The following is a 25,526-nucleotide window of genomic DNA, read 5'->3' as shown; positions in this document are numbered from 1 at the left end:
TACAGAGGTGAGTATGAAAAAAATAATTTTAATGGCCCTGGCTTTTGGCCTTTCACTTCCGGCAATGGCAGGTGAAAAAGTAATAGACATGTACAAGTCTGAAAACTGTGGTTGCTGTTCCCTGTGGGGCAAGGCGATGGAAAAGGACGGGTTTGAGGTACGGACCCACGTCATGAATGATCAGGCTCTGTCAGCCCTGAAAGAAAAATATGCTGTTCCTGCTGAGCTGAGAAGCTGTCATACCGCAGTTACTGGTAATTTGATCATTGAAGGTCATGTGCCTGCCACAACGATACATAAGGCAATGCAGTCTGGTTCAGGGATTTATGGCCTTGCCACCCCCGGTATGCCTGCGGGAAGCCCGGGAATGGAGATGGGGGCCCGTAAAGAGGCTTACGATGTTATCGCATTCTCTCCGGAGGGCAGTAAAAAGATCTTCCAGCGAATCGAATAGTCAGCGGAACGGCTGATAACGGGACGCCGGTAGCAGGCACTCCTGTGCCGGCGACATTCGTGGTAATCGCATCCATGACATAACCTGAATACAGAAGACGCTTCAGGTTTGCATAAGGAGAGTTACTGTGAAAAATGACAATGCAGTGCAACACAACAACCAGACTGCCTCTGAACAGACATTATCCCCGGACGAGAGTCACGTATTGCATAAGGTGAGAGATCCCGTGTGCGGGATGACAATCATGCCCGATAAGGCGCACAGCAGCATTCGATACCAGGAGCATCAGCTTTATTTCTGCTCCGCCAGCTGTGAGAGCAAATTTAAAGCTCATCCCGATCATTATCTTACAGAAGATGCCAGTGAACATTCCCATCACCACCATCACCACCATCACCACCATCACCACGAGGTCATCCCTGATCAGATAAAACAGCCTCACCACCAGGCGGAGAACGATATTTCTGAAGGTGTGTGGACATGCCCGATGCACCCGGAGATACGCCGTCGTGGTCCAGGAAGCTGTCCTGTCTGTGGAATGGCACTGGAACCACTCGTAGCCACGGCATCCACGGGGCCAAGCGATGAACTTCGCGACATGACAAGACGCTTCTGGCTGGGGTTGTTGCTGGCGTTTCCGGTTCTGATACTCGAAATGGGATCTCATCTGTTTCCCGCCTTGAGAAATATAGTATCGCCACAGTACAACACATGGCTGCAGCTGCTTCTGGCCTCTCCTGTCGTGTTGTGGTGTGGCTGGCCATTTTTCGCCCGGGCCGGGATGTCGTTACGTAACCGTTCCCTGAATATGTTTACCCTTGTTGCTATGGGGACCGGCGTAGCCTGGGTTTACAGCGTCATTGCAACTGTCTTCCCCTCCTGGTTTCCTGCATCGTTCAGAAACATGGATGGCCTGGTGGCCGTTTATTTTGAAGCCGCGGCAGTAATTACGGTGCTTGTACTGCTGGGACAGGTTCTTGAGCTGCGGGCACGGGAACAAACCTCAGGTGCCATTACTGCGCTTCTGAACCTTGCCCCCAAAACCGCCAGGCGGCTGGACCATGACGGTCATGAAACGGATATTAATGCGGAAGATGTCCTGCCTGGCGATAAGCTCCGCATCAGACCTGGGGAGAGTATTCCGGTCGACGGTATCGTGGTCGAAGGCACAACAACCGTTGATGAATCGATGGTGACCGGGGAGTCTATGCCGGTTACCAAAACGGAGGGTGCCCCTGTCATTGGGGGGACGATTAATCAGACAGGTAGTCTTATCATCCGTGCAGAGAAAGTCGGAGATGAAACGATGCTCTCACGAATTGTTCAGATGGTCGCTGATGCACAGCGTTCGCGAGCCCCCATCCAGAGAATGGCTGACAGCGTTTCAGGCTGGTTTGTTCCTCTGGTGATACTTATCGCGGTTGTTGCTTTCGTGATCTGGTCTGTCTGGGGGCCCGAGCCCAGGATGGCGCACGGTCTGATTGCGGCTGTGTCGGTCCTGATTATTGCCTGTCCCTGCGCGCTGGGGCTGGCCACGCCGATGTCGATAATGGTGGGGGTGGGCAAAGGAGCCCAGGCCGGGGTGTTAATCAAAAATGCCGAAGCCCTTGAGCGTCTTGAAAAAGTGGACACGCTGGTTGTCGACAAAACAGGCACGCTCACGGAAGGTTCGCCTACGGTGACAGGAATTATCAGTCTCAGTCCGGGTGGGGAAGCCTCTCTTTTGCGTGTAACGGCCGCAGTGGAAAAAGGCTCGCAGCATCCGCTGGGTATGGCAGTCGTCAGAGCAGCACAGGAAAAGGGGATCGCAATACCCGCAGTCACTCATTTCGATGCGCCGTCGGGTAAAGGTGTCACAGGCGATGTCGAAGGTCAACGGATTGTTATTGGTAATGAACTGGTTATGCAGGAAAACAGTATCGTTGTTGATAATCAAAAGGCCGTTGCGGATACGTTGCGGATGGAAGGCGCTACCGTTATCTATGTGGCCACGGACGGGGACCTTGCAGGCCTGATAGCTATTTCGGATCCCGTGAAAGCAACCACGCCGGATGCACTTAAAGCGTTGCGTCAGGCGGGGATCCGCATCGTTATGCTCACCGGGGATAACCAGCTTACCGCTGAAGCAGTCGCACGGAAACTGGGAATAGATGAGGTTGAAGCCGGGATTCTGCCGGATGGCAAAAAAGCAGTGATAACCCGACTGAAAGCGTCTGGCCATGTGGTTGCGATGGCCGGAGACGGTGTGAATGATGCCCCGGCGCTGGCAGCGGCTGATGTGGGAATAGCCATGGGAACGGGTACAGATGTGGCAATTGAAAGTGCCGGAGTCACCCTTCTCAAAGGCGACCTGATGATACTGAACAGGGCCCGTCATCTGTCAGAGATCACCATGAAAAATATCCGACAGAATCTGTTTTTTGCATTTATCTACAACGCACTTGGTGTGCCGGTGGCTGCAGGCCTGCTTTATCCTGTGTATGGAATACTGCTGTCGCCAGTTATTGCGGCGGCGGCCATGGCTCTTTCTTCCGTCAGCGTCATTGTGAATGCGTTGCGTCTGAAAAGTGTCAGGCTCGGGAAATAACACTGAGTGAAGGGTCTGTTATGAACAGAAGGAGTCCAGTATGAAAAGTACCACCTATGCGCTTATTGCTGTCGCCGCGATCGCGGCATTTGCCCTCCTGCGAGAACACTGGTCACATGTGGCAGGTTACTGGCCATATCTGTTATTGCTGGTCTGCCCGCTAATGCATCTTTTCCACGGCCACGGAGGGCATGGGGATCACCAACATCACGGAAGTGAAAACGATAAAAAAAATTAATCCGGCAAACGGGGCCGCGTCGCGGTCCCGTTATCAGTCCAGGTATCGTTCGTAGTCTCTGGCATGCGCAAAGGCATGCTGTTCGAGTTTGTTATCAGCGGGTGCCGATGCCCGGAACGCCAGTGAATTAACAGGATTGTTATTGATGACCAGCTCGTAATGTAAATGAGGACCGGATGAACGTCCGCTGTTACCGGATAACGCAATAGCACCTCCCCGGGTAACTCTGGCCCCTTTAGTAACGAGTATTTTATTGAGGTGGAGATAGCGAGTTTTAACACCGGCTTTTCCCGTTACTTCAACAAAATATCCCATGGTACTGTTGTATTCGGCCCGGGTGATTTTTCCGTCGATGACGCTGACTATTTTCGTGTTCATGGGCATGGAATAATCAATGCCATTATGGGGACTCACTTTTCCCGATACCGGGTTAAGTCTTGCAGGATTGAAAGGTGAACTGAGTCTTGCTGTGGCTGGTAACGGATAATCGAGACTGCCTTTCCCGGAAGTATCGGAAAGATTATAGAACTTTTTGTCTGATATACGATACGCCGTGTAATTAAATGAGCCGGACGTAAATTTATAAGCCACTACACGTGATTTTCCCGCTTTCTTTTGCAGTACGAGTTTTAATGATTCATTTTTTTTCAAATGCCGAAGATTAAAGCGGGAAGGCAAAGAGCGCTGAAGGATAGCGATCTCGTTCGATTCCAGCCCCGAGCGGGTGGCTGAAAGGTAAGCATTTTCTTTTACGACATCGGTAGAATACATTTACTGGAATTCGCCGTTAGCATGAACACTGCGGCGTATGCTAGGGGTTTTCAGGAGGCGTGTCATCTGCCAGTTAATCGGGAGCACCGTTGATGGTCGTCATTTTTGTAACATATCTTGTTTCCCGTTTGCTCCTGAAGATCTGGGAACTGTATGACCAGCCTGACGGTGATGATTAACGGGACTGAAACAGGTTACGGCAGAGCAATATGGGGCTCATGTCCTGCTACGTAACCCGTCAGTAAAGCCCTGCTAAGCACTAACCCGCCTGCAGTTACCTGGAGGAATACAGGCCGCGAAGCTTTCTTGCCTGTGTCTGATGAGCTTCCGCACCGGCATTATTGACCTGCTCATGCACGAGGGCGGCTTTCTCTCCGGCATTCAGTTCGTTAAAAGAAGAAGAGGAGGTCTTTGAATTTGCACCACTGTCGGACAGCATTTTTTTATGTTCCTCAATCATTTTCTGATGTGCATAGGACGCGCTGTTGTTCATAAATGAATGAGCAACAATGGCCCTTTCATGTTCATTCATTTCAGAGAATGAGGGCGTGTTGTTTTTATTAACCCTGTCCGGTAAGTTTTCATGCGTCGAGGAATTCACATGACTGACGGCTGAGGCATTATTAACAAATCGATGTGCTTCATGGGCAATATCACTGGACTGAGCAAAAGCTGCCCCACAAAATAAAGCTGTAAACGCAGTGGCCGTGATTAATATATTCATGTGTAATTACCTTCTGAGGTACATAAAAGATGTCCTTATGATCATATATAAAAATAATCAACCTGTGGGGAAGATGACGTAAATGTAATACAGCTATGTACATTACACGATTGTAATGAATTTGTTTCTTAAGGTGTGCTAGATTCATTTCATTGTAAGTGGATGAACCAGTAATTTAATTTAAATCGGTTCTCGAATTCTGTCAGTAACCATACTTTAAATAAGGGAATGCGCATGCTGTTGAAAACGTCTCGACGAACTTTCCTGAAGGGGTTAACCCTCTCTGGCGTAGCCGGAAGTCTTGGCGTATGGAGTTTCAATGCGCGTTCCAGTCTGAGCCTGCCAGTTGCCGGATCCCTGCAGGGTACTCAGTTTGACCTGACCATTGGTGAAACGGCCGTCAATATCACGGGCAGTGAGCGTCAGGCCAAAACAATCAATGGAGGCCTGCCGGGGCCCGTTCTTCGCTGGAAAGAAGGTGACACCATTACCCTGAAGGTCAAAAACCGTCTTAATGAACAGACGTCCATTCACTGGCACGGCATTATTCTTCCGGCCAATATGGATGGTGTTCCGGGGCTGAGTTTTATGGGCATAGAGCCTGATGATACCTACGTTTACACCTTTAAGGTTAAGCAGAACGGGACTTACTGGTACCACAGCCATTCCGGTCTGCAGGAACAGGAGGGGGTATACGGTGCCATTATCATCGATGCCAGGGAGCCAGAACCGTTTGCTTACGATCGTGAGCATGTGGTCATGTTGTCTGACTGGACCGATGAAAATCCTCACAGCCTGCTGAAAAAATTAAAAAAACAGTCGGATTACTACAATTTCAATAAACCAACCGTTGGCTCTTTTTTCCGCGACGTGAATACCAGGGGGCTGTCAGCCACCATTGCCGATCGGAAAATGTGGGCTGAAATGAAAATGAATCCGACTGACCTCGCGGATGTCAGTGGCTACACCTACACCTATCTCATGAACGGGCAGGCCCCGCTGAAAAACTGGACCGGACTGTTCCGTCCCGGTGAAAAGATACGCTTACGGTTTATCAACGGCTCGGCAATGACCTATTTCGATATCCGTATCCCCGGGCTGAAAATGACGGTCGTGGCTGCAGATGGCCAGTATGTAAACCCGGTTACCGTTGACGAATTCAGGATTGCCGTTGCCGAAACCTATGATGTCATTGTGGAGCCTCAGGGTGAGGCCTATACCATCTTCGCACAATCCATGGACAGGACCGGTTACGCTCGAGGGACACTGGCCACGAGAGAGGGGTTAAGTGCTGCCGTTCCCCCCCTCGATCCTCGTCCTCTGTTGACCATGGAAGATATGGGTATGGGGGGAATGGGACATGATATGGCAAGAATGGACCACAGCCAGATGGGAGGCATGGATAACAGCGGAGAGATGATGTCTATGGACGGTGCTGACCTTCCGGATAGCGGGACATCCTCCGCGCCCATGGATCACAGCAGCATGGCCGGTATGGATCATTCCCGGATGGCCGGAATGCCGGGTATGCAAAGTCATCCTGCGTCAGAAACGGATAACCCACTGGTTGATATGCAGGCGATGAGCGTCTCTCCGAAATTAAATGATCCGGGTATTGGTCTTCGAAATAACGGAAGAAAGGTTCTCACGTACGCGGATTTGAAAAGCCGCTTTGAGGATCCTGACGGACGTGAACCTGGCCGTACCATAGAACTGCATTTAACCGGCCACATGGAAAAGTTTGCCTGGTCATTTAACGGAATCAAGTTTTCAGATGCCGCACCGGTGCTGCTGAAATACGGTGAGCGGCTCAGGATCACGCTGATCAACGATACCATGATGACTCACCCCATTCACCTGCATGGTATGTGGAGCGATCTGGAAGATGAAAACGGTAATTTCATGGTTCGTAAACACACAATAGATGTTCCCCCTGGTACAAAACGCAGTTACAGAGTGACAGCAGATGCGCTTGGCCGCTGGGCGTATCACTGCCATTTGCTCTATCACATGGAAATGGGAATGTTTCGTGAAGTCCGGGTGGAGGAATGATGCGAATGAAGAGAAATTTGAAGGCCATACCTGTTCTGGTCGCCTGTTTGTTTACCTCACAGCTTTCTATTGCGGCGGGCTCCGTCTCTGCAGATCCCCACGCCGGGCACGACATGTCTGCCATGCAGATGCCAGCAGATGAGAATTTCACTGAGATGACGTCAATGGAGCCCATTGTAACTGAGAGCAGAACGCCAATTCCGCCTGTTACCGATGCCGACCGGAAGGCTGCATTCGGCAATTTACAGGGGCATGCGATTCACGACAGTGCGATTAATTATCTGGTTCTGCTGGATCAACTGGAATGGCAACGGTCGGATAACACCAACAATTTCAGCTGGAGTGTTAACAGCTGGATTGGAGGCGACACAGATCGGATTTGGCTAAAGAGTGAAGGTGAACGAAGCAATGGGGAAACGGAGGCGGCTGAAGCGCAGTTACTCTGGGGACATGCGGTTGGCCCATGGTGGGATTTGGTTGCGGGTGTCAGGCAGGATTTCAGACCTGCTTCTGCCCGGACCTGGGCTGCTGTCGGTTTTCAGGGGCTGGCACTCTATAATTTTGAGTCTGAAATTACGGGTTTTGTCAGTAATGGCGGAAAAGCAGCCCTTCGTCTGGGAGGAGAATACGACGTTTTACTGACTAACCGGCTCATACTCCAGCCATCCTATGAGGTGAATTTCTACAGTCAGGATGATGAATCGCGGGGTCGCGGCAGGGGACTGACTGACACAGAGCTGGGGCTCCGGCTGCGCTATGAAATACGCCGTGAGTTTGCACCCTATATAGGCGTTTCCTGGAATCAACTTTACGGGAAAACATCCGATATGGCGAAAAGAGAAGGTGAGAAAGACCATCAGGTAGTATTCCTGGCGGGAGCCAGAATCTGGTTTTAACGCACTGATATAAAACACTCAACTAAACAGGTAAATAAAATGTCGATTTTAAATAAAGCCATTCTTACAGGTGGCCTCGTTATGGGCGTTGCTTTCTCTGCTATGGCCCATCCGGAATTAAAAAGCTCTGTGCCACAGGCTGATTCAGCCGTAGCGGCCCCGGAAAAGATTCAGCTTAATTTCTCGGAAAATCTGACCGTGAAATTCTCAGGTGCAAAATTAACGATGACGGGTATGAAAGGCATGTCATCACATTCTCCGATGCCGGTCGCGGCAAAAGTGGCGCCAGGCGCTGACCCTAAATCGATGGTCATTATTCCGCGAGAGCCTTTACCCGCTGGCACTTATCGTGTTGACTGGCGCGCGGTTTCTTCAGATACGCACCCTATTACCGGTAATTACACCTTTACAGTGAAGTAATATTATGAACGACCTGATTATGATTGTTATTCGTTTTCTTCTTTATCTGGATTTGATGGTAATATTTGGATTGCCATTTTTTCAGATATATGGAATAAGCGGTGTCAGACATGAAACCTATAACCTGACTAATTTCAGGTCGTTTATAACCTTTGCTGTTGTTACAGGCATCATTCTTACTGGCATTAATATGCTCCTGGTATCTAATGCCATGAGTGGAGTAACTGACCTCAGAGAATTATCCATCCATGTTATCGAGATGGTGATAGAAGAAACTGATGTGGGTATTAGCTGGATTGTCAGGCTCTGTGCCCTGTTTACCACACTCGGTGCTTTGTTCCTTTACACTAATAAGAGAGTATTGTCCTGCCTGCTGATGACGATGAGTGGGGGCGTGGCGCTGGCTACACTTGCCTGGGGAGGACACGCCGTTATGCATGACGGTCTGCATTACTATCTCCATTTACTGAGCGATCTGACCCATCTCGGCGCTGCAGGTGCCTGGACAGGTGCTCTGGTTGCATTTGCTATCCTGCTGATGCGCAGAAACGAGCATAATGCACAGAGCGTCATTGTGATATCTGACTCCCTGGCAAAATTTGCCACGGCAGGAACGGTGATTGTTGTAGCCCTGATCCTGAGTGCGCTGGTCAACTATCTGTATATTGCTGAGGGTAACTTAACTCCCTTATTCAACAGTTCCTGGGGGAGGATATTGCTTGCCAAGACGGCTCTGTTTGTTCTGATGCTTCTTCTGGCTGCAGCAAACCGGTTTCACCTGGGTCCCCGGCTTGAAGTTATGGTCAGGGAAGGGAATTATGATCGCAGCGTTGCCCTGATGCGAAACAGCATCCTGACAGAATTCGTTGTTGCGATTATCATTCTGGGCGCCGTAGCGTGGCTCGGAATGCTTGCTCCGTCTCAGGTCAGCTAGGGGACAGCCAAAGCTCATGCGTGAGATTTTTACTTTCATATCAGCGAGTTGACCATGCAGCGTATTTTAATCGTTGAAGACGAACAAAAAACAGGTCGTTACCTGCAGCAGGGACTGGTTGAGGAAGGCTATCAGGCCGATCTCTTTAATAATGGCCGCGATGGTCTCGGGGCCGCGTCGAAGGGACAGTATGATTTGATAATACTGGACGTGATGCTGCCTTTCCTCGACGGGTGGCAAATCATCAGCGCACTGAGGGAGTCCGGGCACGAAGAACCGGTCCTGTTTTTAACCGCAAAGGACAACGTGCGGGACAAAGTGAAAGGACTGGAGCTTGGCGCAGATGACTACCTGATTAAGCCCTTTGATTTTACGGAGCTGGTTGCACGTGTAAGAACCCTACTGCGCCGGGCACGCTCGCAGGCCGCAACAGTCTGCACCATCGCCGATATGACCGTTGATATGGTGCGCCGGACCGTGATCCGTTCGGGGAAGAAGATCCATCTCACCGGTAAAGAATACGTTCTGCTTGAGTTGCTGCTGCAACGCACCGGAGAAGTGTTACCCAGGAGTCTTATCTCGTCCCTGGTCTGGAACATGAATTTTGACAGTGATACGAATGTGATTGATGTCGCCGTGAGACGTCTGAGAAGTAAAATTGATGATGACTTTGAGCCAAAACTGATCCATACCGTTCGCGGTGCCGGATATGTCCTGGAGATCAGAGAAGAGTGAGGTTCAAAATTTCCCTGACCACACGCCTGAGCCTGATTTTTTCTGCGGTGATGCTTACGGTATGGTGGTTATCAAGTTTTATCCTGATTAGCACCCTTAATGGCTATTTCGATAATCAGGACCGCGATTTTCTGACAGGTAAACTTCAGCTCACCGAAGAGTTTCTTAAAACAGAGACGTTCAGGAACAAAACGGATATTAAGTCATTATCAGAAAAAATAAACGATGCGATGGTGGGGCACAATGGCTTATTCATTTCTATAAAAAACATGGAAAATGAAAAAATTGTTGAACTCTATGCCAAAAATTCTGTTGTTCCAGCGGTCCTGCTTAATAAGTCGGGTGATATTCTCGACTATATGATCCAGACGGAAGAAAATAACACCGTGTACCGCAGTATCTCGCGGCGGGTTGCCGTGACGCCGGAACAGGGTAAAAGCAAACATGTCATCATTACGGTTGCCACGGATACTGGGTATCACACCCTGTTTATGGACAAACTCAGTACCTGGCTGTTCTGGTTCAATATCGGTCTGGTCTTTATTTCTGTTTTTCTGGGCTGGCTGACCACACGTATTGGTCTGAAACCGCTACGGGAAATGACCAGTCTGGCTTCCTCCATGACCGTACACAGCCTGGATCAGCGTCTAAATCCCGATCTGGCTCCGCCGGAAATCTCTGAGACCATGCAGGAGTTCAATAATATGTTTGATCGCCTGGAGGGGGCATTCCGGAAACTGTCAGATTTCTCGTCTGACATCGCGCATGAGCTGCGCACACCAGTCAGTAATCTGATGATGCAGACGCAGTTTGCACTGGCTAAGGAAAGGGATGTTTCGCATTACCGCGAAATTTTATTCGCTAACCTGGAAGAACTGAAAAGGTTGTCACGAATGACCAGTGACATGCTTTTTCTGGCACGTTCAGAGCATGGTCTGCTGCGGCTGGATAAACATGATGTGGATCTGGCAGCCGAACTGAATGAATTACGTGAGTTGTTCGAGCCCCTGGCAGACGAAACAGGAAAGACAATCACGGTTGAAGGAGAGGGCGTTGTTGCCGGAGACAGCGATATGCTCCGACGTGCTTTCAGTAACCTGCTTTCCAATGCAATCAAGTATTCTCCCGATAACACCTGTACAGCGATACACCTTGAGCGTGACAGTGACTGTGTGAACGTGATGATTACGAATACGATGTCCGGCCAGGTTCCCGCTAATCTGGAACGTTTGTTTGACCGGTTCTATCGCGCAGACTCATCAAGGTTCTACAACACGGAAGGCGCGGGGCTGGGATTATCAATTACAAGGTCGATCATTCATGCTCACGGCGGCGAGCTGTCAGCAGAACAGCAGGGGCGTGAAATTGTGTTCAAAGTGCGCCTGTTAATGGATTAATCCCGTTGTTCAGGAGAAACCTGGAAGGTGACAAAATTGTCATCATTCAGTCACGCGATAAACAGAGGCGGTTTTTTATAATTATTCATAAATCAGGAGCAGCGTGATAACACAATCACCTGGTTCCTGGAGTGATGATTAACCCGCCCTGAGATCAACTGCTTTCTCTGTTATAAGCCATTGATTGTTTGGGTATGTAAACACCGGAGACCCAACCATGAAAAAGATTCTCGTATCATTTGTTGCCATTATGGCTGCCGCTTCATCTGCCATGGCTGCAGAGACAATGAACATGCATGACCAGGTAAATAATGCACAGGCACCTGCCCACCAGATGCAGTCATCTGCTGAAAAAAGTGCAATTCAGGGAGACAGCATGACAATGATGGATATGAGCAGTCACGATCAGGCCGCAATGTCCCATGACATGATGCAAAACAGCAATTCTGCTGCCCACCAGGACATGGCTGAAATGCATAAAAAAATGATGAAAGCTAAACCCGGAGCTACCAACGAAACAGCAAAGTCATTTTCTGAAATGAGCGAGCATGAGAAGGCCGCAGCTGTACATGAGAAGGCGAATAATGGTCAGTCTTCCGTTGTTCACCAGCAGCAGGCTGATAAGCATCGCAGTCAGATCACCCAGAATTAACCCGCAGCTCCACTTGTTAGACCCTCATTTGACGCCGAAGTCACTGGCTTACGCTCCCGTCCGGGAGCGTTTTTTTTTCCCATATATCAAACTTTAACTCTGAAGAGGTGGAAGTATCTGACCAACACTGTCACGTAACGCCAGATAACTACAAAAACACCTTTTTCCTCCTGTAAATTGCAGTTCCTGCAAGAACATCAAGGCATAATGTTGGAACAGCGTGTGATACACACTTAGCATCATGTTTTGTATGTGTTTTTTTTAAAACTTTACAACTTTAAAGTCTTTTTCAGGTTAAAGGATACAACTTTAATGTCTCTACACAGCCGGGGAGTAAGTCATTCACCCTGTATATCATTACCAACCATAAGCGAATAGACATCACCCATAATGAGTAAGCGTTAAGTGAGCGCCGTATTGACGGCTATTTATTGGTGAGATCTACGTTCCATGGCAGCAGTTCGGCCACTTTGTTGATGGGCCACTCCGGCAATACGCTCAGGATATGGCGAAGGTAACCCTCTGGATCGATACCGTTCAGCCTGCACGTTCCGATCAGACCATACAGCAGGGCACCACGTTCACCACCATGATCACTGCCGAAGAAGATGTAGTTTTTCTTGCCCAGACAGACCGCTCGTAGCGCGCGCTCAGCAGCGTTATTATCCGGCTCTGCCAGACCATCATCGCAGTAGTAACACAGGGCATCCCACTGGTTCAGTGCATAAGCGAACGCCTCGCCTAACCGGGATTTTTTCGACAGAGTGGCTCTTTTCTCCACCAACCAGTCATGCAGGGATATCAGCAACGGTTTACTTCGGGACCGTCTGGCGGCCAGCCGCTGAGATGCCGGAAGGCCGCGTATTTCCTCTTCTATCGCGTATAACTCACTGATGCGCTTCAGAGCCTCCTCTGCTGTGGCCGTCCGGGTGCTGATATAGACGTCATGGATTTTGCGCCGCGCATGAGCCCAGCATGCCGCTTCTGTCAACGGGCCACCTTCACGCTCTGCGCTGAACAACCTGTCGTACCCTGCGAAGGCATCTGCCTGCAGCACGCCATGATAGTGCCGAAGATGTTGCTGAGGGTGTTTCCCCTGTCGGTCCGGTGAGAAGGCGAACCATGCCGCTGGCGGATCTGATGAACCCGCGCTTCTGTTATCACGGACATATGTCCAGATACGCCCGGTTTTCGTCTTCTTTCTGCCCGGCGCCAGCACGGGCACCGGAGTGTCATCCGTATGCAGTTTGCGGCAGTCCATCACGTAGTGGTAGAGGGCTTCATCCAGCGGGGCCATTAACCGGCAGCACGCATCCACCCAGTTGGAGAGCAGCGCACGACTCAGATCCACACCCTGACGGGCAAAGATTTCGCACTGGCGATACAGCGGCAGGTGTTCACAGTATTTGGCCGTTAACACGCGGGCCAGCAGACCCGGCCCGGCGATGCCCCGGTCGATAGGACGTGAGGGCGCTGGCGCTTCAACGACGCAGTCGCATCGGGTACAGGCCTTTTTCACTCTGACCGTGCGGATCACTTTCAGGGCGCTGGAGACCAGCTCCAGTTGCTCCGCGCTGACTTCGCTGAGATAGGCCATATCACTACCGCAACCAGGACAGCTGGTTTCAGCTGGCTCCAGTCTGTTTATTTCGCGGGGAAGATGTTCCGGTAACGGGCGACGATGACGGGACTGGCGCAACTGACGCGGAACCTGCTGATCATTGTCCCGGCCGTTGTAACGATCGCTTTGCTGCTCCTGCTGTTTCAGCAGGGCTTCGGCTTCTTCGACCTGCCGGCGTAGCTTTTCTGAACGGGTACCGAACAGCATTCGGCGCAGTTTTTCTATCTGAGCCCGCAGATATTCTATTTCACGCTCTTCGTTCTCTATTTTCTCTTCTGCGCGGGCCAGCGCCGAACGCAGGAACGACTCAGTCTCAGCAACGAGACTGAGCTGGCTGTCTTTCTGGCGAAGCGCGTCTTCCAGCGCAGCGATACGGGCGAGATAGTCCTGACTCATGACCCCATTTATAATGCGGTCATGCGCTTTTTACAACATCGTCAGTGAGTTAAGGCGTGCAGTTTTAGGTTGCCGCCAGTCCAGCTTATCGAGGAGCATGGCGAGTTGTGAGCGGGTGATGGCGATTTTGCCGTCGCGTACAGCAGGCCAGACGAACTGTCCCTCTTCCAGACGTTTGGTAAACAGACACAGACCGTCAGCATCAGCCCAGAGGATCCTCACGGTGTCACCTTTACGACCACGGAAGATAAACAGGTGGCCGGAGAACGGATTGTCATCAAGAACATGCTGGACCAGTTCGCCCAGACCATTGAAGGACTTACGCATATCGGTGACCCCGGCAACCAGCCAGATACGAGTGCCTGACGGTAAGGGTATCATCGGCTCCTCCCGGTCAGCTCGCGGATCAGCGTTTTCAGAAGTGCAGGTGATAAATCCCCGGACAGACGCAGGCTGGCACCGCCGACAGTCACCTCGCATGTCATGGCCTCGCGGCAGGCTGGAGCGGCGGGTTCATAGTGCGGCTCAGCATGGTGTGACAGGGCCATATCAGGCAGGACAACGGGGATAACAGAGTCTTGCTCTCTGATTGACCGTTGTATTTCATCGGGCAGAAGATGTCTGTAACGCTGGCGCCAGGTAAACAGCAGATTGTCATTAATTCCATTATCCCGCGCCAACCGGGCAACACAGGCTCCAGGCTGATATGACTTTTCGACGAGAGCCAGCTTAAAGTCCATTGAGTAGGACGCCCGCGCCCTGCGGGGCTGAAGAGTGTTTGACATTGATAGAGTCCATTAACGTTAATAAGAGGACTCTATCATCGTCAATCGTTAGTAATCGCAACAGGCGGCAGTGGCTTGACGCTTACCATAATGATGCTAGTATTCCATTGATACTAGCTATGAGTATGCGTGTTTCATTTACGGCCAGGAACGCTGATGATGACAACATTACTACCCGTTTTTCGCACTTCTCTGTCATTCACTTTCCTTCACGGCGAGCGCAGTCATGACGTCTGTACGCCGCCCGGCTACTCTCACTTTTTCCTTCTCATCCCGGAGGGAAGATACCGCTGAACGCCCGTTCAGTGGGGTTTTGTGACACGCATTGTTTTCTAACAGGGATTATGGCGGGTCGATTATGGACAACATTAAACGTCATCTGACGTGGTGGGTTGTGGGCGCACTGGTGGTGATCGCTGCTGGCGTGTGGTGGGGTCTACGGCCCGCAGGCGTACCGGACGGTTTTGCTGCCAGCAACGGCAGAATCGAGGCGACGGAAGTGGACATTGCCACCAAAATCGCCGGACGTATTGATACCATCCTCGTGACTGAGGGGCAGTTCGTTCGCCAGGGCGAAGTGCTGGCGAAGATGGATACCCGCGTGTTGCAGGAGCAACGGCTGGAAGCCATCGCACAAATCAAAGAGGCCGAAAGCGCCGTGGCGGCTGCACGGGCGCTGCTCGAACAGCGGCAAAGCGAAACCCGCGCTGCCCAGTCGGTAGTGAAACAGCGTGAAGCCGAGCTGGATTCCGTCTCCAAACGTCACGTCCGTTCCCGCTCGCTCTCCCAGCGTGGCGCGGTCTCGGCGCAACAACTGGATGACGATCGTGCCGCCGCGGAAAGCGCACGCGCGGCGCTGGAGTCGGCAAAGGCGCAGGTCTCTGCGACGAAAGCAGCGATTGAAGCTGCGCGCACCAGCATTATCCAGGCGCAAACCCGCGTCGACGCCGCGCAGGCGACTGAACGGCGGATTGTCGCGGATATCGAAGACAGCGAGCTTAAAGCCCCGCGTGATGGCCGGGTTCAGTACCGCGTGGCGGAGCCGGGAGAAGTACTGGCGGCGGGCGGTCGGGTGCTGAATATGGTCGATCTCAGCGATGTTTACATGACATTCTTTCTGCCCACCGAACAAGCAGGTCTGCTGAAAATTGGCGGTGAAGCCCGTCTGGTGCTTGATGCCGCGCCGGACCTGCGTATTCCCGCCACGATCAGTTTTGTCGCCAGCGTCGCGCAGTTCACGCCGAAAACCGTTGAAACCAGCGATGAGCGCCTGAAGCTGATGTTTCGCGTCAAGGCGCGGATCCCCCCTGAATTACTCCAGCAGCATCTGGAATATGTCAAAACCGGCTTGCCAGGCATGGCGTGGGTGAGACTGAACGAACAGCTTCCCTGGCCTGACTCGCTGGCGGTGAGGTTGCCGCAATGACCGCTCTGGCGCTGGTTCCCGTTCCTCCCGTGGCGCACCTTGACGGCGTGAGTCAGCATTACGGGACCACGGTGGCGCTGAATAACATCACGCTGGATATCCCCGCGCGCTGCATGGTGGGGTTGATCGGCCCCGACGGCGTGGGGAAATCAAGCCTGCTGTCGCTCATTTCCGGTGCCCGGGTGATTGAGCAAGGCAACGTCATGGTGTTGGGCGGCGATATGCGCGATCCGAAACACCGTCGTGACGTCTGCCCGCGTATTGCGTGGATGCCGCAGGGCCTGGGAAAAAACCTGTATCACACGTTGTCGGTGTATGAGAACGTCGACTTCTTCGCCCGTTTGTTCGGTCATGACAAAGCCGAGCGCGAAGCGCGGATTACGGAGTTACTGAACAGCACCGGTCTGGCGCCGTTTCGCGATCGTCCCGCGGGGAAACTCTCGGGCGGGATGAAACAGAAGTTGGGTCTGTGCTGTGCGCTGATCCATGACCCGGAATTATTGATACTGGATGAACCGACCACCGGCGTTGATCCCCTGTCTCGCGCCCAGTTCTGGGATCTGATAGAGAATATTCGTCAGCGGCAGACCAACATGAGTGTGCTGGTGGCGACGGCGTATATGGAAGAGGCCGAGCGTTTCGACTGGCTGGTGGCGATGAACGCAGGCGAGGTGCTGGCGACCGGCAGCGCGCAGGAACTCCGCGATAAAACCGCCAGCGCGACGCTGGAGCAGGCGTTTATCGCCCTGTTACCGCAGGCGCAGCGGCAGGCGTATCAGCCGGTGGTGATTCCGCCGTATCACGCAGAGCAGGAAGAGATCGCCATTGAGGCAAAAGACCTGACCATGCGCTTTGGCAATTTTGTCGCCGTCGATCACGTCAACTTCCGCATCCCGCGTGGGGAGATTTTTGGCTTCCTCGGTTCCAACGGCTGCGGTAAATCGACCACCATGAAGATGCTGACCGGGCTGCTGCCTGCCAGTGAAGGGGAGGCCTGGCTGTTCGGTCAACCGGTCGATCCGAAGGATATCGACACCCGCCGCCGGGTGGGCTACATGTCGCAGGCGTTTTCGCTGTACAGCGAGCTGACCGTTCGACAGAACCTTGAACTCCACGCCCGGTTGTTTCACATCCCGGAAGCGGAAATCCCCCGACGCGTTCAGGAGATGAGCGAACGTTTTATGCTGGCGGAGGTTGAGGATTCGTTGCCCGAGTCGCTCCCGCTAGGCATTCGACAGCGGCTGTCGCTGGCAGTGGCGGTGATCCATCGCCCGGAAATGTTGATCCTCGACGAACCGACCTCCGGCGTTGACCCGGTGGCGAGGGACATGTTCTGGCAATTGATGGTCGATTTGTCGCGTCAGGACAAAGTGACCATTTTTATCTCCACTCACTTTATGAACGAAGCTGAGCGCTGTGACCGTATGTCGTTAATGCATGCCGGAAAAGTGCTCGCCAGCGGTACGCCGCAGGAACTGGTTGAGCGGCGCGGGGCTGCAAGCCTTGAAGAGGCGTTTATCTCCTGGCTCCAGGAGGCTGCGGGCCCGGCGCCTGAAACCTCTGTGCCGGTGGACACAAAGCATGAAGAGGCGAAACCACCGCGTCAGGGATTCAGCCTGCGGCGATTGTTCAGCTACAGTCGTCGCGAAGCGCTGGAACTGAGGCGCGATCCGGTGCGTTCGACGCTGGCGCTGCTGGGCACGGTGATCCTGATGCTGATCATGGGTTACGGCATCAGCATGGACGTCGAAAACCTGCGTTTTGCCGTGCTCGATCGCGATCAAACCGTCAGCAGCCAGGCCTGGTCATTGAATCTGGCAGGCTCACGCTACTTCATTGAACAACCGCCGTTGACCAGCTATGACGATCTCGACCGGCGGATGCGTTCCGGCGAGGTGGCAGTAGCCATCGAAATCCCACCTAACTTTGGTCGTGACATTGCGCGCGGGACGCCGGTGGAGATTGGCGTCTGGGTGGATGGCGCCATGCCCAGCCGTGCCGAGACGGTAAAAGGCTACGTGCAGGCGATGCACCAGAGCTGGCTACAGGACGTGGCGAGCCGCCAGCCGATGCCAGTAGGGCAGAGTGGACTCATGACCATTGAAACACGCTATCGCTACAACCCGGATGTGAAAAGTCTGCCAGCGATTGTTCCGGCGGTCATTCCGCTGTTGCTGATGATGATCCCGTCGATGCTGAGCGCACTGAGCGTGGTGCGGGAAAAAGAACTGGGGTCGATCATCAATCTGTATGTCACGCCCACCACCCGCAGTGAATTTTTGCTCGGTAAACAGTTGCCGTATATCGCGCTGGGGATGCTGAACTTCCTGCTGCTGTGCGCCCTGTCGGTGTTTGTGTTTGGCGTACCGCACAAGGGCAGTTTCCTCACGCTCAGCCTGGCCGCGCTATTGTATGTCACCATCGCCACGGGAATGGGGCTGCTGATCTCCACGTTCATGAAGAGTCAGATTGCGGCGATTTTTGGCACGTCCATCATTACCCTGATCCCGGCGACGCAGTTCTCCGGGATGATCGATCCGGTGGCGTCGCTGGAAGGACCGGGACGGTGGATCGGCGAGATCTATCCAACCAGCCATTTCCTGACGATCGCCCGGGGCACATTCTCGAAAGCATTAGATCTCACCGATCTCTGGCCGCTGTTTGTACCGCTGCTGATCGCCATTCCGGTGGTGATGGGGCTGAGCGTGCTGTTGCTGAAAAAACAGGAGGGGTGATGCGCCGACTACGCAATATTTATAATTTAGGCATCAAGGAGTTGCGCAGTCTGTTGGGCGATAAGGCGATGCTGACGCTGATCGTGTTTGCCTTTACCGTCTCGGTGTACTCCTCCGCGACCGTGCTGCCGGGGTCGCTGCATCTCGCGCCGATTGCCATTGCCGATATGGACCAGTCTCAACTCTCGAACCGTATCGTCAACAGCTTCTACCGTCCGTGGTTTTTACCGCCGGAGATGATCACCGCCGATGAGATGGATGCCGGGCTGGATGCGGGTCGCTATACCTTTGCGGTCAATATTCCGCCTAACTTTCAACGGGACGTGCTGGCCGGAAGGCAACCCGATATTCAGGTGAATGTTGACGCCACGCGCATGAGCCAGGCGTTCACTGGTAACAGCTACATCCAGAATATCATCAGCGGCGAAGTGAACAGTTTTGTCGCGCGTTATCGCGATAACAGTGAACCGCTGGTTTCGCTGGAGACCCGAATGCGCTTCAACCCGAACCTTGAACCGGCGTGGTTTGGCGGGGTGATGGCGATCATCAATAACATCACCATGCTGGCGATTGTGCTAACCGGTTCGGCGCTGATACGCGAACGTGAACACGGTACGGTGGAACACCTGCTGGTGATGCCGATCACCCCGTTTGAGATCATGATGGCGAAAGTCTGGTCAATGGGACTGGTGGTGCTGGTGGTCTCGGGGCTGTCGCTGATGTTGATGGTGAAAGGGGCGCTCGGCGTGCCAATTGAAGGGTCCATTCCGCTGTTCATGTTGGGTGTGGCGCTGAGTCTGTTCGCCACCACGTCGATCGGCATTTTTATGGGTACGCTGGCGCGCTCCATGCCGCAACTGGGGCTGTTGATGATTCTGGTGCTTTTGCCTCTGCAAATGCTTTCCGGCGGCTCCACGCCGCGCGAAAGCATGCCGCAGGCGGTGCAGGACATCATGCTGACGATGCCAACGACGCATTTTGTCAGTCTTGCGCAGGCCATACTCTATCGCGGCGCCGGGTTCAGCATTGTCTGGCCGCAGTTTCTGACGCTTCTCGCCATTGGTGCGGCGTTCTTCCTGATCGCATTGCTGCGGTTCAGAAAGACGATTGGCACGATGGCGTAATCAGATGCCGGATGGCGACGATGTCTTATCCGGCCTACGGGAGTGCAAAGGCAGGCCGGGCAAGCGCAGCGCCCCCGGCGGCATCGTTGAGGCTTACTCTTCCTTCGGCAAACACTGCAAATGGCCGTGGCGCACGCCGCGCTGGGCGATAACATCATCGGCAAAATGTTGAACATCGCCCATGTCGCCTTTCAGGACGGCAATCTCCAGACAGTCGTCATGGTTGATATGCACATGCAGTGTGGCGACGGACAAATCATGGTGATGGTGCTGCGTGGAGACAATGCGACTGGCTAAATCACGCTTCTCATGTTCATACACGTAGGAGAGCACCGCAAAGCCCTGGGTGCCGTGCTCTTGCGTGGTTTCCTGCGCCAGCGCGCCGCGCAGAATGTCACGAATGGCTTCGGAGCGGTTGTTGTAACCACGGCGCTGGCTCAGGCTATCCAGCGTTTCCAGTAAATCGTCATCAAGCGTGATGGTGACTCGTTGCATCAGATATCAACCTTACGAAATGGCGCGACGGCGCACGGGATATGCGGGGAGTACCGCCTTTTGTAGCACACGACCGGCCTCGGAGGAAAAGGTTAATGCCTCACCCACAGTCTGTGTCTCAACGATCTGCCCGTCCTCCATCACCATCACACGATGGCAAAATCGTTCCACCAGCCGCAGATCGTGGGTGATAAACAGGCAGGCGGTACCAAACTGCTGCTGTATTTTTTTGAGCAGACGAATGACGCCTGCCTGCAACACCAGATCGAGATTCGACACCGCTTCATCGAGAATCAACAGTTTCGGCTCTACCACCAGTGCGCGGGCCAGACAGACGCGCTGGAGCTGACCGCCGCTGAGCTGTGGCGGACGTTTATCCAGCAGGTTTTCCTCCAGATCGACGGCGCGAAGCATCTCGCGTACCCGCGCCAGCTGTTCGGCTTTGGACAACGAGAGTAAATGACGCATCGGCTCACGCAGGATCTCACAGACGGTTTTACGCGGATTCACTGCGCTAATGGAATCCTGAAAGACCATCTGGATATCGCGGCGAAACGCTTTTTGTTTAGCCCGGTTCAGTTTTGCCAGCGGTTCACCGCGCCAGCTTACGCTTCCCTGACTGGGCGATTCCAGACCGACCAGCAGACGCGCTAACGTGCTTTTTCCGCAGCCGCTGCGCCCTAACAGGGCAACGGTTTCGCCGCTTTTCAGATGCAAAGAGACCGCTTTCAGCACCTGCTGATGCTGATGTTTTCCGCCCAGGCTGGCGTGGGCGTACTGATGAGAAAGGTCTGTGACGCTGAGTAAAGTCATGAGGCTAACTCCATACCGTACAGGGCGAGATGTGCCGACACCAGACCGCGGGTGATGGCGTGTTGGGGTGCCCTGAACAGGGTTTCCACGTCACCCTGTTCGACGATGTTTCCGTTATCCATCACTGCCACATCGTCGGCCAGTCGCGCGACCACACCCATATCGTGAGTCACCAACAGCATGCCCGGTGCTCGGCTCTGCATAATGCTCTCCAGCAGATCGAGGATGCGCGCCTGTGCCACCACATCCAGATCGGTGGTCGGCTCATCGGCGATGATAAACGGCGCATCGGACAGTACCGCCATCGCGATCATCATGCGTTGTAGCATGCCGCCGCTCATCTCGAACGGGTAGAGCTTCAGCACGCGATCGGCCTGCTCCAGGCCCACGGCTTGCAGGGCGTTGACGAGCGTGGCGTCATCTGCCGGTTTACCCAACGCCTGACAGGTTTCCCGTGCGTGGGTCGCCATCGTATGCAGGGGATTAAACGCGCTGCGCGGATTTTGCATAATGGTGGCAATTTTGAACCCACGCAGGGATCGAGGCGACACCGGTTTGCCGTCAGCGAGCAGCGTTCCGTTTGTCTGGCGCACACCAGCGGGCAAAATCCCAAGCGCCGCCGCGCAGGTCAATGATTTACCGCTACCGCTGCCACCCACCAGCGCCAGCACACGTCCGCGTTTGAGCGTTAACGACACACCGTGCACCAGCGGGCGATCGGCCACTAAAGCGATGTTTTGCAGTTCAATGTGCTGTGGCATCAGTGGGCATGCTCCGTGATCAGATGAGGATCCAGGTGATCGCGCAGGGCGTCACCCACCATGTTGAAGGCCATCACGGTGATAAACAGCGCCAGCCCCGGCCAGAACATTTGCAGCGGCTGAGTCCAGATATACTGGCGGGCGTCGTTAATCATCACCCCCCATTCCGCCGTCGGTGCTGTCACGCCAAGGCCGAGGAAAGACATCCCGGCAACGTGCAGCATCATATGTCCAATATCCAGCGTGGCCAGCACCAGCAAAGACGGGATCACCGCCCCGGCCAGATGGTCGATGAATACCCGGACATGACCTGCGCCGGAAAGCCGTGATGCGAGAACAAACTCGCGCTGACGCAGAGAGATGACCAGGCTGCGCACCATCCGCGCATACCACGCCCAGTGTGACAGGGCGATGGCGATAATCACGTTGGTGAGTCCCGTGCCCAACACGCCGACCATGAAGAACGACAGAATGGAGGTCGGGAAGGTCATAAACATATCGGCGACGCGCATGGTGGCTTGATCGACACGACCACCCAGCAGTCCAGCGCTGCCGCCAACAATCAGTCCCAGCGCCAGCACGAGCAGCAGACAGGCCATCACCGAACCCAGCGACACGCGGGTCGCCGCCAGCAGGCGAGAGAAAATGTCGCGTCCCAGATGGTCCGTACCCAGCCAGTGCTGGCTGTCCGGGGCCAACAGGCGCGAGGGTAAATCGATCGCTTGCGGATCATACGGCAGCCACCACTGGCTGGTCAGCGCAATCACCGCCAGCAGGGCGATGACAATCATGGCCAGACGAACCGACCAGCGTGAAGAGAGGAAAAAGTTCACGAGTGCGCTCCTTCATGACGACGAATGCGTGGGTCCAGCGCGGCGTTCAGCAGATCAACAATCAGGTTACAGACCACGAAGACCACCACCATCATCAGCGTAAAGCACTGAATCACCGGGTAGTCGCGGTTAAATATCGCCGACACGGCATAGCGGCCGACGCCCGGCCAGGCAAAGATGTTCTCGATAATCATCGTCCCGCCAATCAGTTCGCCGATGTGCATCCCGACCGCGGTGACGACCGGCAGCGACGCATTACGCAAAATATGGCGGCGCTCGGTTTGTTTGTCGTTCAACCCGCGCAAACGCGCCCAGGTGACGTGACGCTGCCCGGCGACTTCTAACATGCTGGCGCGCAGGAGTCGGGCGTTGATCGCCAGGGACATAAAGGCGATCGACACCGCGGGTAAAATAAGATGCTGCCAGCCGCCGTAGCCCATTGCGGGCAGCCATTGCAGCCAGACCGAAAAGAACATCACTAACAGGAAGGCGAGCCAGAAGTTCGGCATCGACACGCCGAGGAAGGCAATCAGTCGCACGACGAAATCCGGCAGACGGTCGCGGTGACGCGCCGCCCAGATACCGAGCGGCACGGAAGTCAGCAGGATCAGCACCAGCGCCGCGCCCGCCAGCTCCAGCGTCGCGGGCAGGAAATTCAGCATGTCATCCAGCACCGGGCGCTGGGTGGCGAACGAGATGCCAAAATCCAGATGCAGCGCCTTCCACAGCCAGGTGCCGTACTGCACGACAAGCGGCTGATCAAGGCCCAGCATCACGCGGGTTGAGGCCACCATTTCCGGCGTCGGCGGCAGGTTCGATAAGCGCAGATAGTCGAGCGCCGGGTCGCCGGTGCCCAGGCGCAGCATCAGAAAGATAATCACCGAGGCGGCGAAAATCATCGGAATCAGCAGCAGAATGCGCCGCAGTACATAACGCAACATCAGGGTTTCACCGGTTTAATCTGTTCAAACGGGATTTCAGAGGCGATAGGCGCATACGGAATTGTGCCCAGTTCAGGTCTGGCGACCACCATCATCGAGACATAGCTGATGGGCAGATAGACCGCGTCGTTGTGCAGACGGGTCAGGATGTCTTTGTACAGCGCCTGACGCTGGGTGTCGTCGGTGGTTTCCAGTACTTCACCAATCTCTTTATCAATTAACGCTTTGTCAGCTAACCCCTGCTGAGCCTGGTAATCCGCATGTGACGGCACGCGCATCGAACTCATAAAGGCGTGCGGATCGTACGGCGCGCCCCAGGTGCGGTTGAAGATCATTCCGAAGCGTCCGTCGCGCTGGCGGGCATAAATACTGCTCTCTTCTTCGCCAATAAGTGCAACATCAACGCCAATCTGGCGCATATCGGCCTGAATAATTTCCGCCATCGATTTGCTCAGCGCGTCGGTGCCAATGAATGACAGCTCAATGCGCAGCGGTTGGCCGTTCTTCTCACGAATGTCTTTGCCGGCGGGTAGCGTCCAGCCGGCTTTTTCAAGCAGATCTTTCGCCTGCTGCGGGTCGTACTGACGTGGCTTCAGGCCAACGTTGGCATAAGGAACGGTAGGTGCAAACAGCGTGTCGGCGACCTGCTGCGTGCCGTACAGCGCATTGTCGATCAATGATTTCTTGTTCACCGCATAGTTCAGCGCTTCACGTACCGCCAGCTCATTGGTCGGTGCTTTTGCTGAGTTGAGTGCCAGCATTACCGTTTCAATCGGCTGAGAAAGCTGGGTGCGGTAGTTCGGGTTCTGACTGAAGCGGGCGAAGGTATCGAGCGGCAACAACCCTTCGTTACCGTATAACAGGTCGATGTCGCCTGTTTCAAACGCGACAGCGCGGGTCGTCGGATCCGGGATCACTTTGACGGTAATTTTTTGAATCTGTGGTTTTTCACCCCAGTAGCGATCGTTGCGTACCAGCACATCGTACTGATTGAGCTTCGACGCTTTCAGTACCCACGGCCCCGTGCCAATCGGCGCTTTAATACCGCGCATCGTTTCGTTGTCTTTAAATTGCGACGGCGCGATAAACCGGAACGGGCGCGGCAGCGCCAGCTCTTGCAGGAACGGGTAATAGGCACTTTTCAGGGTGATTTGGAGCTGGTTTTTGTCGAGCGCTTTCACGTCGACGATCTGATTGACCAGTTCCAGCCAGGCGTGACGCTGGCGGTTATCGAGCACCACGCGGAAGTTTTCCGCCGCCGCATGGGCGTCGAACGCTTCACCATTTGAGAAGGTCACATCATCACGCAGGGTGAATGTCCAGGTTTTGCCATCCGCTGAGTGGGTCCAGCTTTTTGCCAGCCACGGAATGACCGAACCATCGGCCTGATACTTTACCAGCGGCTCATAGACCATGCTCTGGGCGAACATTTGGTTAGGGGTATACAGATGAGGGTTAAGCGGCCCAACGTTGACCGGCCAGGCGGTCGTAATTTCATCAGTGGCAGCGGCGTGCGTAAGGAATGACGCACAGGCCAGCAGCGCAAAAAGTGTGCGGCGTAGTCTGGACAAAATGGTGATCCCGAATGATGTAGAGGTACGACTTTATGAGTATGACGATTCTAAAGAATCATCATACTTTTGACGTGTTCTGGATCAAGAGAAGAGCGGTCAAACACGCGAATTATACGAAAATCGTATGTTTGATGCGGATTATTCTCTGCTTGGCAGCCAAAG

General features: G+C 53.8%; 24 protein-coding genes. 13 read left to right on the top strand and 11 right to left on the bottom strand.

From position 1 onward, the window contains the following. Positions 1-13: 13 nt before the first annotated feature. The 3 genes from C2U53_RS08310 (at position 14) to C2U53_RS08300 (ending at position 3,279) form a co-directional block, all read left to right on the top strand. Entirely contained in the window at positions 14-454 is a 441-nt protein-coding gene (locus C2U53_RS08310) for a DUF411 domain-containing protein (RefSeq protein WP_000720618.1), read from the top strand. A 127-nt stretch (positions 455-581) separates the two neighbouring features. Beyond that, on the top strand, positions 582-3,041 hold the full coding sequence (gene silP / locus C2U53_RS08305) for an Ag(+)-translocating P-type ATPase SilP (RefSeq protein ID WP_032104740.1): 2,460 nt from the start codon (positions 582-584) through the stop codon (positions 3,039-3,041). A gap of 40 nt (positions 3,042-3,081) precedes the next feature. Continuing rightward, positions 3,082-3,279: a DUF2933 domain-containing protein gene (locus tag C2U53_RS08300; RefSeq protein WP_000843494.1), complete on the top strand. Its 198-nt coding sequence runs from the start codon at positions 3,082-3,084 to the stop codon at positions 3,277-3,279. A 33-nt stretch (positions 3,280-3,312) separates the two neighbouring features. On the opposite strand, the gene C2U53_RS08295 is transcribed toward C2U53_RS08300, so the two are convergent. Further along, positions 3,313-4,050 carry a peptidoglycan DD-metalloendopeptidase family protein gene (locus tag C2U53_RS08295; RefSeq protein ID WP_000287499.1) on the bottom strand — a complete coding sequence of 246 codons (738 nt, stop codon included), beginning with the start codon at positions 4,048-4,050 and terminating at the stop codon, positions 3,313-3,315. 274 nt (positions 4,051-4,324) lie between these two features. Continuing rightward, positions 4,325-4,774 carry a hypothetical protein gene (locus C2U53_RS08290; RefSeq protein ID WP_001023231.1) on the bottom strand — a complete coding sequence of 150 codons (450 nt, stop codon included), beginning with the start codon at positions 4,772-4,774 and terminating at the stop codon, positions 4,325-4,327. Positions 4,775-5,008: 234 nt separating this feature from the next. Here C2U53_RS08290 and pcoA point away from each other — a divergent pair, with 234 nt between their 5' ends. The 7 genes from pcoA to pcoE all read left to right on the top strand — a co-directional run bounded on the left by pcoA (position 5,009) and on the right by pcoE (position 11,860). After that, a complete protein-coding gene (gene pcoA, locus C2U53_RS08285) occupies positions 5,009-6,826 on the top strand; it encodes a multicopper oxidase PcoA (RefSeq protein ID WP_104445792.1) in 1,818 nt (605 codons plus the stop codon). A gap of 5 nt (positions 6,827-6,831) precedes the next feature. Further along, positions 6,832-7,722: a copper resistance outer membrane transporter PcoB gene (gene pcoB / locus C2U53_RS08280; protein WP_072252507.1), complete on the top strand. Its 891-nt coding sequence runs from the start codon at positions 6,832-6,834 to the stop codon at positions 7,720-7,722. Positions 7,723-7,761: 39 nt separating this feature from the next. After that, entirely contained in the window at positions 7,762-8,142 is a 381-nt protein-coding gene (gene pcoC, locus C2U53_RS08275; protein WP_000025662.1) for a copper resistance system metallochaperone PcoC, read from the top strand. 55 nt (positions 8,143-8,197) lie between these two features. Beyond that, positions 8,198-9,076, top strand: a complete 879-nt coding sequence (pcoD, locus tag C2U53_RS08270; protein WP_229692861.1) for a copper resistance inner membrane protein PcoD — start codon at positions 8,198-8,200, stop codon at positions 9,074-9,076. Between the two features lie 54 nt (positions 9,077-9,130). After that, positions 9,131-9,811 (top strand): copper response regulator transcription factor PcoR, encoded by a 681-nt coding sequence (pcoR, locus tag C2U53_RS08265; RefSeq protein ID WP_001188930.1) that lies wholly within the window; start codon positions 9,131-9,133, stop codon positions 9,809-9,811. Beyond that, positions 9,808-11,208 carry a copper resistance membrane spanning protein PcoS gene (gene pcoS, locus C2U53_RS08260; protein ID WP_001211180.1) on the top strand — a complete coding sequence of 467 codons (1,401 nt, stop codon included), beginning with the start codon at positions 9,808-9,810 and terminating at the stop codon, positions 11,206-11,208. Before pcoR ends, pcoS begins: the two co-directional genes overlap by 4 nt. A gap of 217 nt (positions 11,209-11,425) precedes the next feature. Next, positions 11,426-11,860, top strand: coding sequence for a copper resistance system metallochaperone PcoE (pcoE, locus tag C2U53_RS08255; RefSeq protein WP_000723069.1), 435 nt, complete (start codon positions 11,426-11,428; stop codon positions 11,858-11,860). A 424-nt stretch (positions 11,861-12,284) separates the two neighbouring features. Here pcoE and C2U53_RS08250 read toward each other — a convergent pair whose 3' ends face one another. Genes C2U53_RS08250 through C2U53_RS08240 form a run of 3 tightly spaced genes read right to left on the bottom strand, consistent with a single transcriptional unit; the run spans position 12,285 to position 14,662 of the window. Further along, positions 12,285-13,877, bottom strand: coding sequence for an IS66 family transposase (locus tag C2U53_RS08250; protein WP_039264109.1), 1,593 nt, complete (start codon positions 13,875-13,877; stop codon positions 12,285-12,287). A 30-nt stretch (positions 13,878-13,907) separates the two neighbouring features. Next, positions 13,908-14,258 carry an IS66 family insertion sequence element accessory protein TnpB gene (tnpB, locus tag C2U53_RS08245; RefSeq protein ID WP_021567584.1) on the bottom strand — a complete coding sequence of 117 codons (351 nt, stop codon included), beginning with the start codon at positions 14,256-14,258 and terminating at the stop codon, positions 13,908-13,910. Further along, a complete protein-coding gene (locus C2U53_RS08240) occupies positions 14,255-14,662 on the bottom strand; it encodes a transposase (RefSeq protein ID WP_021567585.1) in 408 nt (135 codons plus the stop codon). The genes tnpB and C2U53_RS08240 overlap by 4 nt, the downstream gene beginning before the upstream one ends. Before the next feature lie 358 nt (positions 14,663-15,020). Here C2U53_RS08240 and C2U53_RS08235 point away from each other — a divergent pair, with 358 nt between their 5' ends. From C2U53_RS08235 to C2U53_RS08225, 3 genes are read left to right on the top strand one after another with little or no spacing between them, the layout of a single operon-like run. After that, positions 15,021-16,088 (top strand): HlyD family secretion protein, encoded by a 1,068-nt coding sequence (locus tag C2U53_RS08235; protein WP_042998521.1) that lies wholly within the window; start codon positions 15,021-15,023, stop codon positions 16,086-16,088. Beyond that, complete coding sequence (rbbA, locus tag C2U53_RS08230) at positions 16,085-18,823, top strand: ribosome-associated ATPase/putative transporter RbbA (RefSeq protein ID WP_104445791.1); 2,739 nt, start codon at positions 16,085-16,087, stop codon at positions 18,821-18,823. Before C2U53_RS08235 ends, rbbA begins: the two co-directional genes overlap by 4 nt. Next, on the top strand, positions 18,823-19,947 hold the full coding sequence (locus C2U53_RS08225) for an ABC transporter permease (protein ID WP_044267268.1): 1,125 nt from the start codon (positions 18,823-18,825) through the stop codon (positions 19,945-19,947). The genes rbbA and C2U53_RS08225 overlap by 1 nt, the downstream gene beginning before the upstream one ends. Before the next feature lie 93 nt (positions 19,948-20,040). Here the strand turns inward: C2U53_RS08225 and nikR are convergent, their stop codons facing one another. From nikR to nikA, 6 genes are read right to left on the bottom strand one after another with little or no spacing between them, the layout of a single operon-like run. Continuing rightward, entirely contained in the window at positions 20,041-20,442 is a 402-nt protein-coding gene (nikR, locus tag C2U53_RS08220) for a nickel-responsive transcriptional regulator NikR (protein WP_042323093.1), read from the bottom strand. A 12-nt stretch (positions 20,443-20,454) separates the two neighbouring features. Continuing rightward, on the bottom strand, positions 20,455-21,255 hold the full coding sequence (gene nikE / locus C2U53_RS08215; RefSeq protein WP_044327557.1) for a nickel import ATP-binding protein NikE: 801 nt from the start codon (positions 21,253-21,255) through the stop codon (positions 20,455-20,457). Beyond that, on the bottom strand, positions 21,252-22,016 hold the full coding sequence (gene nikD / locus C2U53_RS08210) for a nickel import ATP-binding protein NikD (protein WP_044267273.1): 765 nt from the start codon (positions 22,014-22,016) through the stop codon (positions 21,252-21,254). The genes nikE and nikD overlap by 4 nt, the downstream gene beginning before the upstream one ends. After that, positions 22,016-22,849, bottom strand: coding sequence for a nickel ABC transporter permease subunit NikC (nikC, locus tag C2U53_RS08205; RefSeq protein WP_042998516.1), 834 nt, complete (start codon positions 22,847-22,849; stop codon positions 22,016-22,018). Before nikC ends, nikD begins: the two co-directional genes overlap by 1 nt. Continuing rightward, on the bottom strand, positions 22,846-23,790 hold the full coding sequence (gene nikB / locus C2U53_RS08200) for a nickel ABC transporter permease subunit NikB (RefSeq protein WP_044253638.1): 945 nt from the start codon (positions 23,788-23,790) through the stop codon (positions 22,846-22,848). The genes nikC and nikB overlap by 4 nt, the downstream gene beginning before the upstream one ends. Next, positions 23,790-25,364 (bottom strand): nickel ABC transporter substrate-binding protein, encoded by a 1,575-nt coding sequence (nikA, locus tag C2U53_RS08195; RefSeq protein ID WP_044253634.1) that lies wholly within the window; start codon positions 25,362-25,364, stop codon positions 23,790-23,792. Before nikA ends, nikB begins: the two co-directional genes overlap by 1 nt. Positions 25,365-25,526 lie beyond the last annotated feature (162 nt).

This window comes from Citrobacter sp. CFNIH10, assembly GCF_002934585.1.
GTDB classification, from domain to species: Bacteria; Pseudomonadota; Gammaproteobacteria; order Enterobacterales; family Enterobacteriaceae; genus Citrobacter_A; species Citrobacter_A amalonaticus.
Note: the sequence above shows the minus strand (reverse complement) of the source record. Positions and strands in the feature narration are given on the sequence as shown.

Excerpts from the sequence above, each read along its gene's own strand:
- C2U53_RS08310 (WP_000720618.1), top strand. The coding sequence starts at position 14 with ATGAAAAAAATAATTTTAATGGCCCTGGCTTTTGGCCTTTCACTTCCG.
- C2U53_RS08300 (WP_000843494.1), top strand. The coding sequence starts at position 3,082 with ATGAAAAGTACCACCTATGCGCTTATTGCTGTCGCCGCGATCGCGGCA.
- C2U53_RS08295 (WP_000287499.1), bottom strand. The coding sequence starts at position 4,050 with ATGTATTCTACCGATGTCGTAAAAGAAAATGCTTACCTTTCAGCCACC.
- C2U53_RS08290 (WP_001023231.1), bottom strand. The coding sequence starts at position 4,774 with ATGAATATATTAATCACGGCCACTGCGTTTACAGCTTTATTTTGTGGG.
- pcoA (WP_104445792.1), top strand. The coding sequence starts at position 5,009 with ATGCTGTTGAAAACGTCTCGACGAACTTTCCTGAAGGGGTTAACCCTC.
- pcoB (WP_072252507.1), top strand. The coding sequence starts at position 6,832 with ATGAAGAGAAATTTGAAGGCCATACCTGTTCTGGTCGCCTGTTTGTTT.
- pcoC (WP_000025662.1), top strand. The coding sequence starts at position 7,762 with ATGTCGATTTTAAATAAAGCCATTCTTACAGGTGGCCTCGTTATGGGC.
- pcoD (WP_229692861.1), top strand. The coding sequence starts at position 8,198 with ATGGTAATATTTGGATTGCCATTTTTTCAGATATATGGAATAAGCGGT.
- pcoR (WP_001188930.1), top strand. The coding sequence starts at position 9,131 with ATGCAGCGTATTTTAATCGTTGAAGACGAACAAAAAACAGGTCGTTAC.
- pcoE (WP_000723069.1), top strand. The coding sequence starts at position 11,426 with ATGAAAAAGATTCTCGTATCATTTGTTGCCATTATGGCTGCCGCTTCA.
- C2U53_RS08250 (WP_039264109.1), bottom strand. The coding sequence starts at position 13,877 with ATGAGTCAGGACTATCTCGCCCGTATCGCTGCGCTGGAAGACGCGCTT.
- tnpB (WP_021567584.1), bottom strand. The coding sequence starts at position 14,258 with ATGATACCCTTACCGTCAGGCACTCGTATCTGGCTGGTTGCCGGGGTC.
- C2U53_RS08240 (WP_021567585.1), bottom strand. The coding sequence starts at position 14,662 with ATGTCAAACACTCTTCAGCCCCGCAGGGCGCGGGCGTCCTACTCAATG.
- C2U53_RS08235 (WP_042998521.1), top strand. The coding sequence starts at position 15,021 with ATGGACAACATTAAACGTCATCTGACGTGGTGGGTTGTGGGCGCACTG.
- rbbA (WP_104445791.1), top strand. The coding sequence starts at position 16,085 with ATGACCGCTCTGGCGCTGGTTCCCGTTCCTCCCGTGGCGCACCTTGAC.
- C2U53_RS08225 (WP_044267268.1), top strand. The coding sequence starts at position 18,823 with ATGCGCCGACTACGCAATATTTATAATTTAGGCATCAAGGAGTTGCGC.
- nikR (WP_042323093.1), bottom strand. The coding sequence starts at position 20,442 with ATGCAACGAGTCACCATCACGCTTGATGACGATTTACTGGAAACGCTG.
- nikE (WP_044327557.1), bottom strand. The coding sequence starts at position 21,255 with ATGACTTTACTCAGCGTCACAGACCTTTCTCATCAGTACGCCCACGCC.
- nikD (WP_044267273.1), bottom strand. The coding sequence starts at position 22,016 with ATGCCACAGCACATTGAACTGCAAAACATCGCTTTAGTGGCCGATCGC.
- nikB (WP_044253638.1), bottom strand. The coding sequence starts at position 23,790 with ATGTTGCGTTATGTACTGCGGCGCATTCTGCTGCTGATTCCGATGATT.